Genomic DNA, 16,106 nt, shown 5'->3' on the forward strand with positions numbered 1-16,106 from the left:
CACACAAAAAACCTCGCGCAACGCCCTTTAGAGGAGCTGCACGAGGTTATCCGCGCTGTCGGATCAAGCGTACCAAGGATTCGTCATGACCCACAAAATCACCAAAAACAGGATGAATACGATAGAACTTAGCGTACGGATTTTCCCGATGGAAGAGCTTGCATTCTGACCGTCTTTCGATGCGGCGGCAACGCGCTTGATCGACGCCTGGACTATACCTGTCAGCGCGGCAATGGCCAGGAACAGTACGACGGAGACGATCATCCAGCTTACGGCATAATCCGAACCGGTCTGGGAAATCAAGTAACCGCCCGTCAGCAATTGGAGCACCAAGGCATACTGTCCGATCCGGCCCGCGGCGGCAAGACCGCTGGCCAAGCCTCCCTGTGCTTCGCCGGACAACTGGCTGAATTTGCCCGCCACAAACGGAAGGACCGCATAAATGCCCATCCCGACCGCCCCGATCACATGCAAAAACAGCATCACATTCAACATCCGCCAAACCTCCACTTTTCAACGTACAAGGACAAGATCAGTATACACGAAACGGTCCGGCGGAACCAATCGAACGTCGGGGAGGAATGCCGTCATGCTAAAGGATTCGATTCAGATACGCCGAACAGCAGCCCTTGATCGTCCGAGCAGTACGCGAAATAGCCCATGCCCGGCACCGTCGTTTTCGGAACGACGACTTTGCCTCCACGGGCCACAACCTTCTCCAAATGTTCGTCGATCGAGTAGACTTCGATCGAGTTGGTCGTCCTCGTCTCTCCGTCCGGCGACCGCATCAATCCTCCGTCAATCCCCTCGTCCCCGGTTTCGCCCGTGCGGATGAACCAATAATCCCGCGCGCCGGGCATTTTCACGAATCGCCAGCCGAACGTCGTCGAATAAAACTCCACCGCCCGCTCGGGATCCGGAACCTGCAATTCGAACCGCAACACCTTGCCCATTGCCAGCCAGCCTCCAGCCTATGAGTTCAATATGTCTACTATTTTAACCGAAGCGGCTCGTACTTAAAATGAAAGGCGCGCAGCATTACTTTCCCAACAAGATGCGTGCATAGGGAGAGTCGATCGGCATGAGGATGACCGGCTCGTTTTGCAAAGTGGTCAAGTAGCTGTCCAGCGTCCTGTAAAAGCGGTAAAATTCCGGATCTTTGCCGTACGCACGGTTATAGATTTGGGCCGCCTGGCCCTCGCCTTCCGCGACGATCTTCTTGGCCGCCGCTTCCGCTTCGGCCATGAGCTCGGTCGCCGTACGATCCGCCTTAGACATTATTTTGCGCGACTCTTCGTCCCCTTCGGACAAGTACCGGGCTGCGATCGACTGACGGTCGGAAATCATGCGGTTATACACGCTCTGTTTGTTGCCTTCCGGCAAATCGGTGCGTTTGATTCGGACATCGACGATTTGAATACCGTAGTTGTCCCTTTTTAACGCTTCCGCCACATCCTTCGTAATGTCGTCGTTGATGTTGCCGCGTTCGGTGTTTTCGCTGATGATATTTTCGTAATTGATGCCCGATAGCTTAATTCGCACGGAGTTAAACACGGCCGCATCGATGCGTTGGACTCCGACACCTAGCGTCTTCACCGTCCGCAAAAATTTTTGAGCGTCTTCAATCCGCCATACGGTGTAGTTGTCCACGATGATCGGCTTTTTGTCTTTGGTCAGGATGGAAGTCGGATTGCTCTCGTAAGTCATTTGGTGCTTCGGGAGCGTCGTAACATTTTCCACAAACGGCAATTTAAACTGAACGCCCGGGGTGCCGACGACACGAACGGCTTCTCCGAATTTCAGCACCACCTTGTACTGTCCTTCTTTCACGATATAAAGAGAATTGAACAGCAAAATGAGACCGATGGCTGCCAATACTGCGTACAACACATGACGTTTCTTCATTTCGCGCTGCCTCCCGGATTTCCTTGCTGCGGAGCCGGTTTGGAACTTGGCAACAGCTCGGTAATCGGCAAATATTTCACCGTGCCGTCTTTCGAATCGGAAATGAAAATTTTCGCATTCGGCAAAATTTTCTCGAGCGTCTCCAGAATAAGGCGGCTTTGCGTGACGTCGGGGCTGGCTTTGTACTGTTCATAAATGGCGTTAAACTTAGCCACGTCGCCTTCCGCGTTTAGAATGCGCGACTTTTTGTCCGCTTCCGCCTTCTCGAGGAGCGCCTGCGCTTCCCCTCTCGCCTTCGGAATCCGCTCGTTCTCATATTTCGCCGCGTTGTTAATCTTCGTGTTCTTTTCTTCCCGCGCGTTCGTGACTTCACGGAATGCTTCTTCCACTTGGCCTCCCGGCGGTTCGATGTCCTGGAACTTCACATCCATGATCTGAATTCCCGTCTGATACTTGTCTTGCAGCTCGAGGAGATTGGCGCGCACTTTGTCCTGGATGTCCGTTTTACCGTCCGTAATCGCGTAGTCCAGCTTCTGCGAACCGATGACGGAGCGGATCGTCGCACTCGCCGCGTTGCGTAAAAATAGCTCCGGATTTTCCACATTGTAGAGGTAATCTCGAATATTGCTCACGTTCCACTGGATGACGGCGTCGGCGGATACGATATTTTCGTCGCCGGTAATCATCAGGGCTTCTTCATCCACCGGCGTGATCGTATCGCCGGATTGGCGGTAACCGATCGTGGTCTGTTGTACCCGCACGGCCTGCACTTTCACCACTTGCTGAATCGGGTACGGCCATTTGAAATGAAGACCGGCTCTCGATTCCCCCGTGTACTTTCCGAACGTCAAAATCGCGGCGCGCTCCTGCTCCTGAACGGTATAAAAACAAGAATACACAATTAACAGCAGGAGGACAGCTGCCGCGCCCCATCCGATTTTTCGGAGCATTCCCGGCGGTAGCTGACCGGCCGGCCTGCGCGCAGTGTTGAGGTCGATAATGTCCATCTTGATTCTCCTTGTCTAGGGAATGGAATATACAGGATGATACGGGGAAGCCGGTCAAACGTTTCAAGCATTAAAAAAGCCTCGATCCTCCGCGGGTGCGCAGATCAAGGCTGCTTGGAATCATGTTTAGAAAAAAGTTACGCGTTTTCGACCACTTTAATAACGTTGCGCACGGACTGTGCGGATTTCTCCAGCGCCGCTTTCTCTTCCGCTGTCAGCTCGATCTCGATGATTTTCTCAATCCCGTCGCCGCCCACCACGGCCAAGACGCCCATAAACAGGTTGTCGTAGCCATATTCGCCTTGAAGCAGCGCGATGACCGGAAGGATGCGCTTTTTATCCTTCAAAATCGCTTCCGTCATTTGTACGAGCGATGCCGCCGGCGCATAGTAGGCGCTGCCGTTGCCGAGCAGGTTGACGATTTCTCCGCCGCCGACGCGAGTGCGCTGCACGATGGCGTCGATCTGTTCTTTGGGCAGCAGCTTCTCGACGGGAATGCCGCCGATCGTCGTGTACCGGACGAGCGGCACCATGTCGTCGCCGTGGCCGCCGAGCACGACGCCGCGTACATCCTCCACGGACACGTTCAGCGCTTCCGCGAGGAAGGTATTGTAACGGGCGGTATCGAGTACGCCGGATTGTCCGATGACGCGGTTTTTCGGGAAGCCCAGCGTCTTGTTGGCGACGTAGGTCATGGCGTCAACCGGGTTGGACAGGATGATCACGTACGCGTTCGGGCTTGTCGCCTTGATGTTATCGCACACCGACTTCACGATGCCGGCATTCGTGTTCACGAGGTCGTCGCGGCTCATGCCCGGCTTACGCGCAATGCCCGCTGTGATGATGACCACATCCGAATTCGCGGAATCCGCATAATTCGCCGTTCCCGTTATTTTGGCGTCAATGCCTTGAACTGGCGTCGACTCCAGCATGTCCAGCGCTTTCCCTTTGGTCGGGTTCTCCATCTGCGGAATATCCAGCAGGACGATGTCGCCCAGCTCTTTTTGCGCCAGCATCAGCGCTGTCGTCGCGCCTGTAAACCCGGCACCCACCACCGTAATCTTCGCACGTCTCACAGCCATCTCGAAATTCCCTCCTTGGGATTAACATACTCCAAGCAGTTCCCGTTTAGTTGCAAAAAAGCAACTAGTTCGGGTTCATTGCCGTTATTCCTGACTTTTAATTGCTCTAACGCAACTAAACCGCCGAAAAACCGCAACAACCCGAAATTAGTTGCTCCAATGCACTTAAATCAATCTATTCATCCTCGAACTGCGACCAAACAAACAAAATTCAATCACGAACAAAAACTCATTCCTCGTGCCACCATCCCCACGCTCTGTCTCCCAAACGTTATTTGCCGGGTGTCCAGAGGGCAGCGCCCTCGGAGTCCCCCTCCGGGGAGGGGGATTTAGGGGGTGGGAGTTAACTTACATATTGGCAATAATGGCGTCCGCAAACTCCGAGCACTTGACTTCTTTCGCGCCTTCCATCAGACGGGCGAAGTCGTAAGTGACCGTTTTGTTGTTGATGGATTTCTCCATGCCTTTGTAGATCAGATCAGCCGCTTCCAGCCAGCCGAGATGCTCGAACAGCATAACGCCGGACAGAATGACGGAGCCCGGGTTCACAACATCTTTGTCCGCATACTTCGGCGCGGTGCCGTGAGTCGCTTCAAAGATTGCATGTCCGGTGACGTAGTTGATGTTGGCGCCCGGAGCGATACCAATGCCGCCGACTTGAGCAGCCAGCGCGTCGGACAAATAGTCGCCGTTCAGGTTCAGCGTTGCGATGACGTCGAAGTCGGTCGGGCGAGTAAGAACTTGCTGCAGCGCGATGTCGGCGATGGCATCCTTCACGAGGACTTTGCCTGCGTCAAGCGCTTCTTTCTGTGCCGCATTGGCGGCTTCTTCGCCTTTTTCGGCTTTGATGCGGTCATATTGTCCCCACGTGAAAGTGTGGTCCCCGAACTCGGTTTCGGCCACTTCGTAGCCCCAGTTTTTGAACGCGCCTTCCGTGAACTTCATGATGTTGCCTTTGTGTACCAGCGTGACCGATTTGCGCTTATGCTTGATCGCATATTCGATCGCGGCGCGCACGAGACGCTTGGAACCATCGGACGAAACCGGCTTGATGCCGATACCGGACGTCTCAGGGAAACGGATCTTTTTCACGCCCATTTCCTTCTGGAGGAATTCGATCACTTTCTTCACGTCCGCGGACTCGGCTTGATACTCGATACCCGCGTAGATGTCTTCCGTGTTTTCGCGGAAAATGACCATGTCGACCAGCTCCGGACGTTTCACCGGAGACGGCACACCTTGGAAGTAACGTACAGGACGCAGGCACACGTACAGGTCGAGCTCTTGGCGAAGCGCCACGTTCAAAGAACGAATGCCGCCGCCGATCGGCGTGGTGAGAGGTCCCTTGATCGCGATGATGTACTCGCGGATCGCCGTCAGTGTGTCGTTCGGCAGCCATTCTCCGTAAGCATTGAATGCTTTCTCGCCGGCGAACACTTCGTACCAGGCGATTTGCTTTTCACCTTTGTAAGCTTTCTCCACAGCCGCGTCAAGAACGCGCTTGGACGCGCGCCAAATGTCGCGGCCCGTGCCGTCGCCTTCAATGAAAGGGATGATCGGATTGTTCGGAACGTTCAGTTTGCCGTTGGTTACCGTAATGGGTTGGCCGGAGGTCGGCGCTGAGAATTTTTCCAATTTCATGATTCATGTTCCTCCATTCGTATATTTCGCAAGAAACCGGCGGCCGCGCCGCTGCCCCAAGCAACGGCCGACCCGCCGGTAAAAGCGTCGTGAAATTATCCCCGCTCGGCGATCGGAACATAGTGCTGATCCGCGGGACCGACGTATTCCGCGCGCGGGCGGATGAGCCGGTTGTCTTCGAACTGCTCGAGAATGTGGGCCGTCCAGCCGGATACGCGGCTGATCGCGAAGATCGGCGTAAACAGGTCGCGCGGAATACCCAGCATCGTATAGCAAGATGCAGAATAGAAGTCCACGTTCGGCTTCAAGCCTTTTTGCCCGGTGACCAAATCTTCGATCTTTACAGACATTTCATAAAGCTTCATGTCGCCTTTCAGCTTGCCGAGCTGACGCGACATCTCCATCAGATGCTTCGCGCGCGGATCGCCGTTGCGGTACACGCGGTGCCCGAAGCCCATGATCTTTTCTTTGTTGTTCAGTTTGTTCTGGATGTAAGGTTCCACGTTGGCGATCGAACCGATCTCGTCGAGCATGACCATCACGGCTTCATTGGCTCCGCCGTGCAGCGGGCCTTTGAGCGCTCCGATCGCGGACGTCACGCCGGAATAAATATCCGACAGCGTGGCCACGGTTACGCGGGCTGCGAAGGTCGAAGCGTTCAACTCGTGGTCGGCATGGAGAACCAACGCCTTGTCCATCGCTTCAACCGCGACGTTCGCGGGTTCCTCCCCGGTAAGCATGTAAAGGAAGTTGTGCGCAATGCCTACGCCTTTTTTCGGGGTGACCGGCTCTTTGCCTTCCCGGATGCGCGCATAAGCTGCGACGAGCGCCGGCAACTGAGCCTGCAGCTTCACCGCTTTGCGGATGTTGGCTTCGCGGCTCATATCGTTCGCTTCCGCATCGTACAGCGCCAGACTCGAAACCGCGGTGCGAAGCGCCGCCATCGCATTGCTGTTCTTCGGATATAAGCGAAGGCCTTCGATGACTTCGGCGGGTACTTTCGCATAATCGCCCAATTGGGCGATAAGCGCGTCGAGTTCCGCCCGGTTGGGCAGCTTGCCGTGCCAAAGCAAGTAAGCGACTTCTTCGAACGATGCGCGTTCGGCCAATTCGTCGATATTAATGCCTCGGTACGTAAGGACGCCGTCGATGATCGAGCTGATCGAGGACGAAGCCGCTACGATCCCTTCCAAGCCTTTGGTTGCCGTCATGAATCTCTCTCCTTTATTTCGGGAATGCCGCGCTTGCCGGCGGCACCCTCCACCTCATCTTCGTCACCGCAAAAATTCTCTCCGCGTGAGATGGAACGATGCCCGACTCCGAAAAATCGCGCAAATCGCAAATATTCCAAGGTTTTCGTGCCTTTTTCATGATAAACGATTTTCAGGACGAAAGAAACCGAGGGACATATAAAAATGCTTTATCGGCACCATAAAGGTTCTTTTACCGCAGGCCGCCTCTAATTATTCATACCCATTGGCTAAGGCGGAGTTTCACCATCTGTACGGCCCTCTGCGAATAGTGAAAGACCCGGAACGGATTTTGCGTTCAAGCCAGCGATACAGCCATAGCCGGTAAACCGGACGGGTAATCGGAAGCAGCAGTGTCACGCCCACGATATCGGAAATGAAACCGGGCATCATGAGCAGCAATCCTCCCGCAAGCACGCACAATCCGTCCAGCATCGCCCGGCCGGGCACCTGTCCGGCTTCCATTTGCCGCTGCGCCTGCAGCCATACTTTGCGGCCTTCGGAACGCGCCAGAGCCGCTCCGGCGAAGCCGGTCAGCAGCAACAGCGCGAAAGTGGGCCATCCGCCGATGTGCCGGCCCATTTCGATGATCCCCCATATCTCAGCGGCGGGGATCAAAATGATCAATATGGCCAGCCATTTGTACATCCGGCGGCTCCCTCCTTTAATCGGACGGCTGCTCCCCCTGAACGAGCGCCTGAAGCTTTGAATAAAACTCGGGCAATTCCCGGTCCAATCGTACCGGCTTCCAAGCGGCATTCACCCAAACATGGCGCGTCGCGCCTCTCACCAGCGATTCTCCGGGAGGGTCGTCTCCGCGGTATAAAGTCCCATGCACCGAAGCAAGATCGCCGGCCACGATGACAGATTCGAAACGGACCCGCAAAGGCGTCATGTCGGTCATACAGGTACATACGGTGACCCAGTCGTCATATTGCGCAGGCTGCAGGAACGCCGCTTCCATGTGCGTCACGGGCAGCAACAGTCCCTTTTGCTCCATCTCCCGGTAGGAGATGCCCGCTTGGCGCACCCATTCCGTGCGGCCGATCTCGAACCAGTTCAGGTAGTTGGCATGGTAGACGACCTTCATTTGATCCGTCTCCTGATACCGGACCCGCAGCGTGTGCAAATGCCATGTTTTCATTTTTGCCGTCTTTCCCTCCCGCAATTGCGGCGAAAGCGACGGCCATTGCCGTCGCTTTCGTTTGCATTTTCAATACCGGTTGTACCGGGGAGCTTACAGTACCTTGGCTTGTCCGGAGTATATGACGCCTTTTTCGGCATACAAAGTGACTTCCATGCCGTCACGCAGCAGTTTCGTCGCATTGTCGACCCCGACGATGACCGGAATGCCCAGGTTGAGGCCTACAACCGCGGCGTGGCAAGTAATGCCGCCGCATTCGGTGATGACCGCCGCCGCTTTCTCGAAAGCCGGCATATAGTCTTTATCCGTAGAAGGAGCAACCAAAATCGCACCGGAAGTCATTTTGCGGATGGCTTCCTCTGGATTGGATGCCGTGATGACTTTGCCAGTGGCGCTTTGCGAACCGATGCCTTGTCCTTGCGCGATCAAGTCGCCGACGTTTTGGATTTTGATCAGGTTCGTCGTGCCGGAGCGGCCGACCGGAACACCAGCTGTAATGACAATCGTGTCGCCCAAGCGGACAAGCCCGGACTCCATGGCACCTTGCACAGCGGTATCGATCAAACCGTCCGTCGTCTCCGCCATCGTTCCCTTAACCGGGATCGCTCCCCATACAAGCTGCAAACGGCGCATGATCTGTTCGGAAGGTGTGACCGCGATGATCGGCGCTTTCGGACGGTACTTGGACACCATACGCGCCGTATAACCGCTCTCCGTGGCCGTCACGATGGCTTTGGCATCCAGATCGAGCGCGGAATTCGCCACCGCCTGGCTGATCGCCTCGGTTACGGATGTTTGCTGTGCATTGGCCTGTTTCATGAAAATTTCACGGAAATGCAGCGCCGACTCGGCGCGTTCTGCGATACGGGACATCGTGAGAACCGATTCCACCGGGTATTTGCCCGCTGCGGTTTCGCCGGACAGCATGATCGCGTCGGTGCCGTCGAAAATCGCGTTGGCGACGTCGGAAGCTTCCGCACGCGTCGGACGAGGGTTGCGCTGCATCGAATCCAGCATCTGTGTGGCCGTAATGACCGGTTTGCCGGCGCGGTTACATTTTTCGATCATTTGCTTTTGCACCAGCGGCACTTCTTCCGCCGGAATCTCGACCCCGAGGTCTCCGCGTGCCACCATCAGGCCGTCGGACACTTCCAAAATCTCGTCGAGATTGTCAACGCCTTGCTGATTCTCGATTTTCGAAATGATTTGAATGTGGCGGGCGTCATGGCGCTCCAACAGCTCGCGTATTTCGAGTACATCGCTTGCGCGGCGCACGAAGGAGGCGGCGATAAAGTCAATGCCCATTTCAATACCGAACTTGATGTCGCCGATGTCTTTCTCCGTCAGCCCGGGCATGGAGATCGCCACTCCGGGGACGTTGACGCCCTTCTTGCTCTTGATCGGCCCGCTGTTCACGATTTGGCATTTGATTTCCGTTCCTTGGATGTCCACAACCGTAAGACCGATCAGGCCGTCGTCTATCAGAATGGTAGAACCAACATGCACGTCGCCCGGCAGCTCTTTGTACGTGACCGGGATGCGGTCTTTGTCGCCTTCGATTTCCTGGGTCGTCAGCGTAATGTACTCGTCCTGAACAAGTTCGATCGGCTCTTGCTTCAGCTTGCCGAGACGAATTTCCGGTCCTTTGGTATCGAGCAAAATGGCGACGGTTTTGTTCACTTCCTTGCTGGCTTGCCGAATCGCCTTGATTCGGTTGCCGTGCTCCTCGAAGTCACCGTGCGAAAAGTTCAGACGGGCAACGTTCATGCCGGCCACGATCAATTTCTTCGTGTTCTCCAGCGATTCGCTGGAAGGGCCGATGGTACAGACGATTTTTGTTTTGCGCATGGTTTCTTTTTCCTCCGTTTATCCATCCAAGGGCTTAAATCTGAAAACTACCATACACGATTCCTGTCGAAAAGTACAGTAAGCGACTAGGAAACCATGCATGGCAGTTTCGGGTGAAACGTCAATTATCGATTGCCGCTTCCGGTTCCGCTGCGGCGGTGGTAAAGGCGCCGATTTTGCGGAATTTCGCATAACGGTCTTCGATCAATTCGGCGGACGACATCAGCATCAGTTGCTGTAGCTGGCGCCAGACCGCTTCCCGAATGGCCGAGGCTTGCTTCTCGACGTCGCGGTGGGCGCCGCCTTGCGGTTCGGGAATGATTTCTTCGATGACGCCGAAATCCAGGAGGTGCTTGGCGGTGATTTTCATCGCTTCCGCCGCTTGGTCGGCTTTGGAGGCATCCTTCCACAGGATGGAGGCCGCTCCGTTCGGCGAAATAACCGAATAGATGGAATTCTCTAGCATAAGTACCCGGTTCCCTACGCCTAACGCGAGCGCGCCGCCGCTGCCGCCTTCCCCAATGACCACACAAATGATCGGAACACCGAACATGGCCATTTCGTGCAAGTTGCGGGCGATCGCCTCGGATTGTCCCCGCTCCTCAGCAGTATCGCCAGGATAGGCACCTTTTGTATCAATGAACGTAATAATCGGGCGTCCGAACTTGTTAGCTTGCTTCATGAACCGCAGCGCCTTGCGGAATCCTTCCGGATGCGGGCTGCCGAAGAAACGCTGAATGTTGTCCTTCGTATCTTTGCCGCGCTGATGGCCGACCAAGGTAACCGGCACGCCGTTCAGCTTGGCCAAACCGCCGACGATCGCCAAATCGTCCGCAAACACGCGGTCGCCGTGAAGCTCGATGAAATCCGTGAAAATATGCGGAATATAGTCCAGCGTCGTCGGCCGCGCATGGTGCCGAGCGAGATGCATGATCTGCGCGGCGGTCAAATTGCTGTAGATCTCTTGCTCCAGCTCTTTGTATTTCTGTTCCAGTCGGCTGATCTCATCCGTAAAATCGATTTGTTTCTCGGCGCCAAAATGTTTCAGTTCGTCGATTTTTTTGCGGAGCTCGGCTAACGGCTTCTCAAAGGGGAGCTCATTCGACATCGGATGGTTCCCCTTTCCCTGCATGCATGTCGAGCAGCTTGGTCAAAAACGTTTTCATTTCCTTACGATGCACCACTTTGTCCAGCTGGCCGTGCTTAAGGTTGAACTCGGCGGTCTGGAAATTGTCGGGCAGCTTTTGACGGATCGTTTGTTCGATGACGATACGGCCGGCGAATCCCACAATCGCGCCGGGCTCGGCCAAATTGTAATCCCCGAGGCTGGCGAAGCTGGCGGAGACGCCGCCGAGCGTCGGATCCGTAAAGACGGAAATGAACAAACCGCCCTGTTCCTGAAACCGCGCGAGAGCGGCGCTTGTTTTGGCCATCTGCATCAGGCTCAAAATACTCTCTTGCATGCGAGCCCCGCCCGATGTCGAGAAGAGGATCAGCGGGAGCCGCTTCTCCGTGGCATGTTCGATCGCCCGGGTCACTTTCTCGCCGACGACGGATCCCATAGAGCCGCTGAAAAAGTCAAAGCTCATCACCCCGACCACGACCGGAAATCCGCCGATCTTGCCTTCGCCGGTCACGATGCCGTCTTTGAGGCCGGAGCTTTTTTTCTGCTGCTCCAGCTTCGCCGCGTAACCCGGGAATTGCAGCGGATCCTGCGAAATCAAGTCCGCATCCAGCTCAAAAAGACGCCCGTCGTCGAGCGTCATCGCAATGCGCTCCCAGGCGTTAAGGCGGAAATGATGTCCGCATTCGGAACAAACCTTCAGGTTTTTCTCGAGTTCTTTACTGAATTGAATCGTGCCGCACTTGGGGCAGCGGTTCATGAGACCCTCGGGAATTTCCCGTTTGGGACGCTCCGCGTTCACCCGCTCCGAAGGAACGACGGCATATTTTTTCTTTTGGAATAAATCCTTGAACACAGCGACACCTCGTTAGGCGCAAAAAATGGCGGTCCGTCCGGCAGGAAGCGGTCCGCGGTGTTCAGGCGCAGCCATCTCTCGGCAGCGTTCGGGTCCTAGGGGTGCAGAATGCTTCCGAGCACTTCCTGCACTTCCCGCACTTCGCCGGAAGGAACCAATATTTCAAATTGCGGTTTGACCAAATTGATCGATCTGACTTGTACGAGAAATCCTTCCTCGGTAAGACGGTTGCGAATCCGTTCGGCGATTTTCTCGGTCGGCGCTATGTAGATAACCGTCCACATGACGGGACCCCCAATACAATCGCATTAAAAAAATTAAGCTTTTGAAGCAGTAAGCAAATCATAGCACATACACCGAGAGACTAGCAACCAAACAACGTCACAACCCGCTTGGGACGCGGCTTCCCGCCGGTTTGCGACGCACATGATTCGGGCGTGGGCTATGCCGATTTCCCGCGTGTCTCGTGCCGTCTCATCAAGAGCGGCAGTTGGCGGGACGATAAATGCGAAACAAGAAAAATAGCGGCGAAATCGCCGCTATTTCAGTTTGACGCTGCCGGTCCCCATCAGTTGCTCGATTTGCTCGAACAAGGCGGGCGAAGGCTTGACGCGCAAATCTTCGGACAAGGCGACCGTGCGATGTCCGCGGTCATAGAAAAGCACCGTCGGCAAAGTACCGGAATGCCCGGCGAGCAGCGACTTCAGCCGGGCTAATACAGCCGGCTGTTCGTGCTCTCCGTCTATGCGGATATACACCCGCTGACGATCCGGCTTCAGATCTGCGACAACCGCGGCACCGCCGGCCTTCGGAGCCCGAGCCGCCGGGACCGGGGCCGGCTGCCGGCCGCCGGGTTTGCGCGCGCCGGCGCCCGAAGCGCGGTCCGCAGCCGGGCCTTGCGACAAGCGCCTCAGCCGCGCCGCTTGCGCGGGCAAGTCCGGCAAATCGAGCGGCAAAATGTCGTCGGCCAACAGCTTGTAGTCCTCGTCTCCCAGCTGCACCTTCGCCCGGACAAGCACCAGCGACCCCTTTTTCACATAAGAGGACGCTGTCTTCCAAACGCTGGGGAAGGCAACCAGCTCGGCCGCCATGATCCGGTCTTCCATTTCCAGAAATGCCATGGATTGTCCTTTGCGTGTCACGAAAGGCTTCAAAGACACAATCATGCCTGCCGTCAGCACGGTCGATCCATCGGCCGCCTCGGCCAGATCCATCAGCCGCTCCAGCCCCAGCTCATCAAACTGCGCATCATATTGGTCCAACGGATGCCCGGACAAATACAAGCCGAGCAGCTCCCGTTCAAACTCCAGCGTTTGAGGCGCGGTGAAAGGCGCCACTTCAGGCAGCTCGACGTCCCAATTCGGATTGTCTCCGAACTCGAACAGCTCGATCTGCAGCTCCTCGCGCTCCTTGCGCCACGAAGCCGCCGCCTCGACCGTCGGGTCCAGAGCTGCCAGCTGCTGCGCCCGATGACCGGGCAGCGAGCCCAGCGCTCCCGCCAGCAGCAGCGACTCGATCACCCGCTTGTTACACACGCGGGGATCGACCCGGCGGCACAAGTCGGTCAGAGACTCGAACGGCTTCTCCTTGCGTTCCTTGAGAATCGCCTCGATCGCCTGGGTGCCGACGTTCTTCACCGCCGCCATGCCGAAGCGGATCGCGTGCTCACCGTCCGCGCCGACAACCGGCGTGAACAGCACGCCGCTCTCGTTCACATCCGGCGGCAGCACGAGGATGCCCATCCGGCGGCATTCGTCGACGTACTCCGCCGTTTTGCGCTGGTTCCCGATGACGGCGGTAAGCATCGACGCCATGAACGGCACCGGATAGTGGGCCTTCAAATAAGCCGTCTGAAACGCCAGCACCGCATATGCCGCGGCATGTGCCCGGGGGAATCCGTAATCGGCGAACCTGACGATCATGTCGTACACGTGATTCGCTTCTTCTTCGCTGTACCCTTGACTCAGACTGCCGCGCACGAAATACGTCCGCTGCTCGTCGAGAATCTCTCTTTTCTTTTTCCCGACCGCGCGCCGCAGCAAATCCGCCTGCCCTAACGAGAATCCCGCCATGGCGGAAGCGATCTGCATGATTTGTTCCTGATACACGATGATGCCGTAAGTATCCGCCAGGATCGGCTCCAGGTCGGGATGCGGATATTCGACCGCGACTTGTCCATGTTTGGCTTTGATGTATTGGGGGATGAACTCCATCGGGCCCGGCCGGTACAACGCCACGACGGATACGATGTCCTCGAACGACGAAGGCTTCATTTCCTTGAGCACACGCCGCATTCCGGCAGATTCCAGCTGGAAAATGCCCGTCGTATCTCCCCGCCCGAGCAGCGCGTACGTCTCCTCGTCGCTGAACGGAACGTCTTCCCACCGCAGCACCCGGCCGGTTTCATCCCGGATCCAGCCCAGTGTCCGCTCGATGATGGACAACGTGCGCAAGCCGAGAAAATCCATTTTGAGCAAGCCCACAGCTTCCAGGTACTCCATCGAATACTGCGTGAGGGCAACACCTTCGGTGCCTTCCTGCAAAGGGACATAATCCGTCAGCGGAGTAGGTGAAATGACGACGCCGGCCGCATGCGTCGAGGCGTGGCGAGGCATGCCTTCGACCCTGCGGGCCATCGCCACCAGCTCCGCGGCTCTGCCGCCGCCTTCCGCGAGCGCCCGGAATTCCGGGCTCTCCCGAATGGCGCGGTCAATCGACATCCCCGGCATGCCGGGGATCAACTTGGCGGCCTTGTCGACCTCGCCGTACGGCAAGTTCATGACGCGGCCCACGTCACGCAGCGCCGCCCGGGCGGCCAGCGTTCCGAAGGTGATAATCTGTGCGACCCGGTCGTCTCCGTACTTCCCGGAAACGTACCGAATCACCTCATCCCGCCGTTCGTCGCTGAAATCGATGTCGATATCCGGCATCGTCACGCGCTCCGGGTTCAAAAACCGTTCGAACAACAGCTTGTGCTTGATCGGATCGACATCCGTAATACGAAGCACATACGCGACGAGACTGCCCGCCGCCGATCCGCGTCCCGGACCCGTCACAATGCCACGCTCGTGCGCGAAGCGGATGAAATCCCACACGATAAGGAAATAATCGTTGAAACCCATACGGCCGATGACGTCGAGCTCATACAGCAGCCTGTCCTCGGCCGCTTTCCGGAACGCCGCGTCTCCCCACTGCGCCGTCCCTTCGTATCGGGCGGCCAACCCTTCGCGGCATAACGAAGCCAAATAAGCCGCGGCATCCATGCCGTCCGGCAGCGGAGCAAATTCGGGCAGCACATGCTGCCCGAATTCCAGCTCGAGCGAGCACCTCTCGGCAATGACCGCGGTGTTCGCAACGGCCTCCGGCACATGACGGAACAAGCCGGCCATCTGTTCGCCGCTCTTGAGAAACAGCTGCGTGGAGGTAATTTTGAACCGGTCGGGATCGTCCTGCGTTTTGCCGGTGCCGATACAGAGCAGCACATCCTGAAGCGCATGGTCTTCCTCGTTCAGGTAATGCGCGTCGTTGGTGGCGGCCAGCGGAATGCCCGTTTCCTCCGCCAGCTTCAGCACGCCCGCCGACACCTTTTTTTGCTCCAACAGGCCGTGGTCCTGCATTTCTAGAAAATAATCTTCGCCGAACAACTCTCTATATCGTAACGCCACGGCCTTGGCTTCCTCGTAGCGGTCGGCCATCAGATACTGGGATAGCTCCCCCGCGAGGCAGCCGCTCAAGCAAATCAGACCCTCCGCATGATCGGACAGCGCCTCAAAATCAATGCGAGGCCGATAATAGAAGCCTTCTAGATGGCCGATCGACGACAGCTTCATCAAATTCCGGTATCCGGCGGCGTTTTTGGCAAGCAGCGTCAAATGATAGGTCGGCTGCTCCTTGCGCGAGGACTTCTCATGCCGCGAACCGGCCGAAATGTAGGCTTCCATCCCGATGATCGGCTTGATTCCCCGCTCCTTGCACGCCTTATAGAACGGTATGGCCCCGTACATGACACCGTGGTCCGTAAGAGCCAGCGCACGCATGCCCAGCTCGGCCGCCTGCGCCGTCATGTCGCGGATGCGCGCCGCACCGTCCAGCAGGCTGTATTCACTATGAACGTGTAGATGAACGAAATCGCACAACGCGTATCCCCTGCTTTCCCCGTAACGATCCATAAGATGTTTTCATTATAGCACATATGTTCGGTTTCGGGCGCAACAGACGTTCAGGCATACGAAGCGGGACCTGTCCCATAC

At 56.6% G+C, this 16,106-nt stretch carries 14 protein-coding genes; all 14 read right to left on the reverse strand.

Going from position 1 to position 16,106, the window contains the following annotated elements; all coding sequences use genetic code 11:
* Window positions 1-63: 63 nt before the first annotated feature.
* Window positions 64-495 (reverse strand): DUF2269 family protein, encoded by a 432-nt coding sequence (locus E5161_RS17360; RefSeq protein WP_136779160.1) that lies wholly within the window; start codon window positions 493-495, stop codon window positions 64-66.
* Between the two features lie 92 nt (window positions 496-587).
* On the reverse strand, window positions 588-953 hold the full coding sequence (locus E5161_RS17365; RefSeq protein ID WP_136779161.1) for a VOC family protein: 366 nt from the start codon (window positions 951-953) through the stop codon (window positions 588-590).
* Between the two features lie 85 nt (window positions 954-1,038).
* Window positions 1,039-1,905: a protease modulator HflC gene (gene hflC / locus E5161_RS17370; protein WP_136779162.1), complete on the reverse strand. Its 867-nt coding sequence runs from the start codon at window positions 1,903-1,905 to the stop codon at window positions 1,039-1,041.
* On the reverse strand, window positions 1,902-2,912 hold the full coding sequence (hflK, locus tag E5161_RS17375) for an FtsH protease activity modulator HflK (protein WP_136779163.1): 1,011 nt from the start codon (window positions 2,910-2,912) through the stop codon (window positions 1,902-1,904). The genes hflC and hflK overlap by 4 nt, the downstream gene beginning before the upstream one ends.
* 137 nt (window positions 2,913-3,049) lie before the next feature.
* Window positions 3,050-3,994 carry a malate dehydrogenase gene (mdh, locus tag E5161_RS17380; RefSeq protein WP_136779164.1) on the reverse strand — a complete coding sequence of 315 codons (945 nt, stop codon included), beginning with the start codon at window positions 3,992-3,994 and terminating at the stop codon, window positions 3,050-3,052.
* Between the two features lie 348 nt (window positions 3,995-4,342).
* Window positions 4,343-5,635 (reverse strand): NADP-dependent isocitrate dehydrogenase, encoded by a 1,293-nt coding sequence (gene icd / locus E5161_RS17385; RefSeq protein WP_136779165.1) that lies wholly within the window; start codon window positions 5,633-5,635, stop codon window positions 4,343-4,345.
* 95 nt (window positions 5,636-5,730) lie between these two features.
* On the reverse strand, window positions 5,731-6,846 hold the full coding sequence (gene citZ, locus E5161_RS17390) for a citrate synthase (RefSeq protein WP_136779166.1): 1,116 nt from the start codon (window positions 6,844-6,846) through the stop codon (window positions 5,731-5,733).
* Window positions 6,847-7,128: 282 nt separating this feature from the next.
* A complete protein-coding gene (locus E5161_RS17395) occupies window positions 7,129-7,533 on the reverse strand; it encodes an FxsA family protein (RefSeq protein WP_136779167.1) in 405 nt (134 codons plus the stop codon).
* Window positions 7,534-7,549: 16 nt separating this feature from the next.
* The gene (locus tag E5161_RS17400) at window positions 7,550-8,029 is read right to left on the reverse strand and encodes an acyl-CoA thioesterase (RefSeq protein WP_136779168.1); all 480 of its coding nucleotides are present in this window, start codon (window positions 8,027-8,029) and stop codon (window positions 7,550-7,552) included.
* A gap of 93 nt (window positions 8,030-8,122) precedes the next feature.
* A complete protein-coding gene (pyk, locus tag E5161_RS17405) occupies window positions 8,123-9,877 on the reverse strand; it encodes a pyruvate kinase (RefSeq protein ID WP_136779169.1) in 1,755 nt (584 codons plus the stop codon).
* 121 nt (window positions 9,878-9,998) lie between these two features.
* A complete protein-coding gene (locus E5161_RS17410) occupies window positions 9,999-10,985 on the reverse strand; it encodes an acetyl-CoA carboxylase carboxyltransferase subunit alpha (RefSeq protein ID WP_136779170.1) in 987 nt (328 codons plus the stop codon).
* Window positions 10,975-11,856, reverse strand: a complete 882-nt coding sequence (gene accD / locus E5161_RS17415; protein ID WP_136779171.1) for an acetyl-CoA carboxylase, carboxyltransferase subunit beta — start codon at window positions 11,854-11,856, stop codon at window positions 10,975-10,977. Before accD ends, E5161_RS17410 begins: the two co-directional genes overlap by 11 nt.
* A 95-nt stretch (window positions 11,857-11,951) precedes the next feature.
* Complete coding sequence (locus E5161_RS17420; RefSeq protein WP_136779172.1) at window positions 11,952-12,140, reverse strand: glutamate decarboxylase; 189 nt, start codon at window positions 12,138-12,140, stop codon at window positions 11,952-11,954.
* Between the two features lie 255 nt (window positions 12,141-12,395).
* A complete protein-coding gene (locus tag E5161_RS17425; protein WP_136779173.1) occupies window positions 12,396-15,992 on the reverse strand; it encodes a DNA polymerase III subunit alpha in 3,597 nt (1,198 codons plus the stop codon).
* Window positions 15,993-16,106: the final 114 nt, after the last annotated feature.

The organism is Cohnella pontilimi, assembly GCF_005049045.1.
In the GTDB taxonomy this organism is placed as follows: domain Bacteria; phylum Bacillota; class Bacilli; order Paenibacillales; family Paenibacillaceae; genus Cohnella; species Cohnella pontilimi.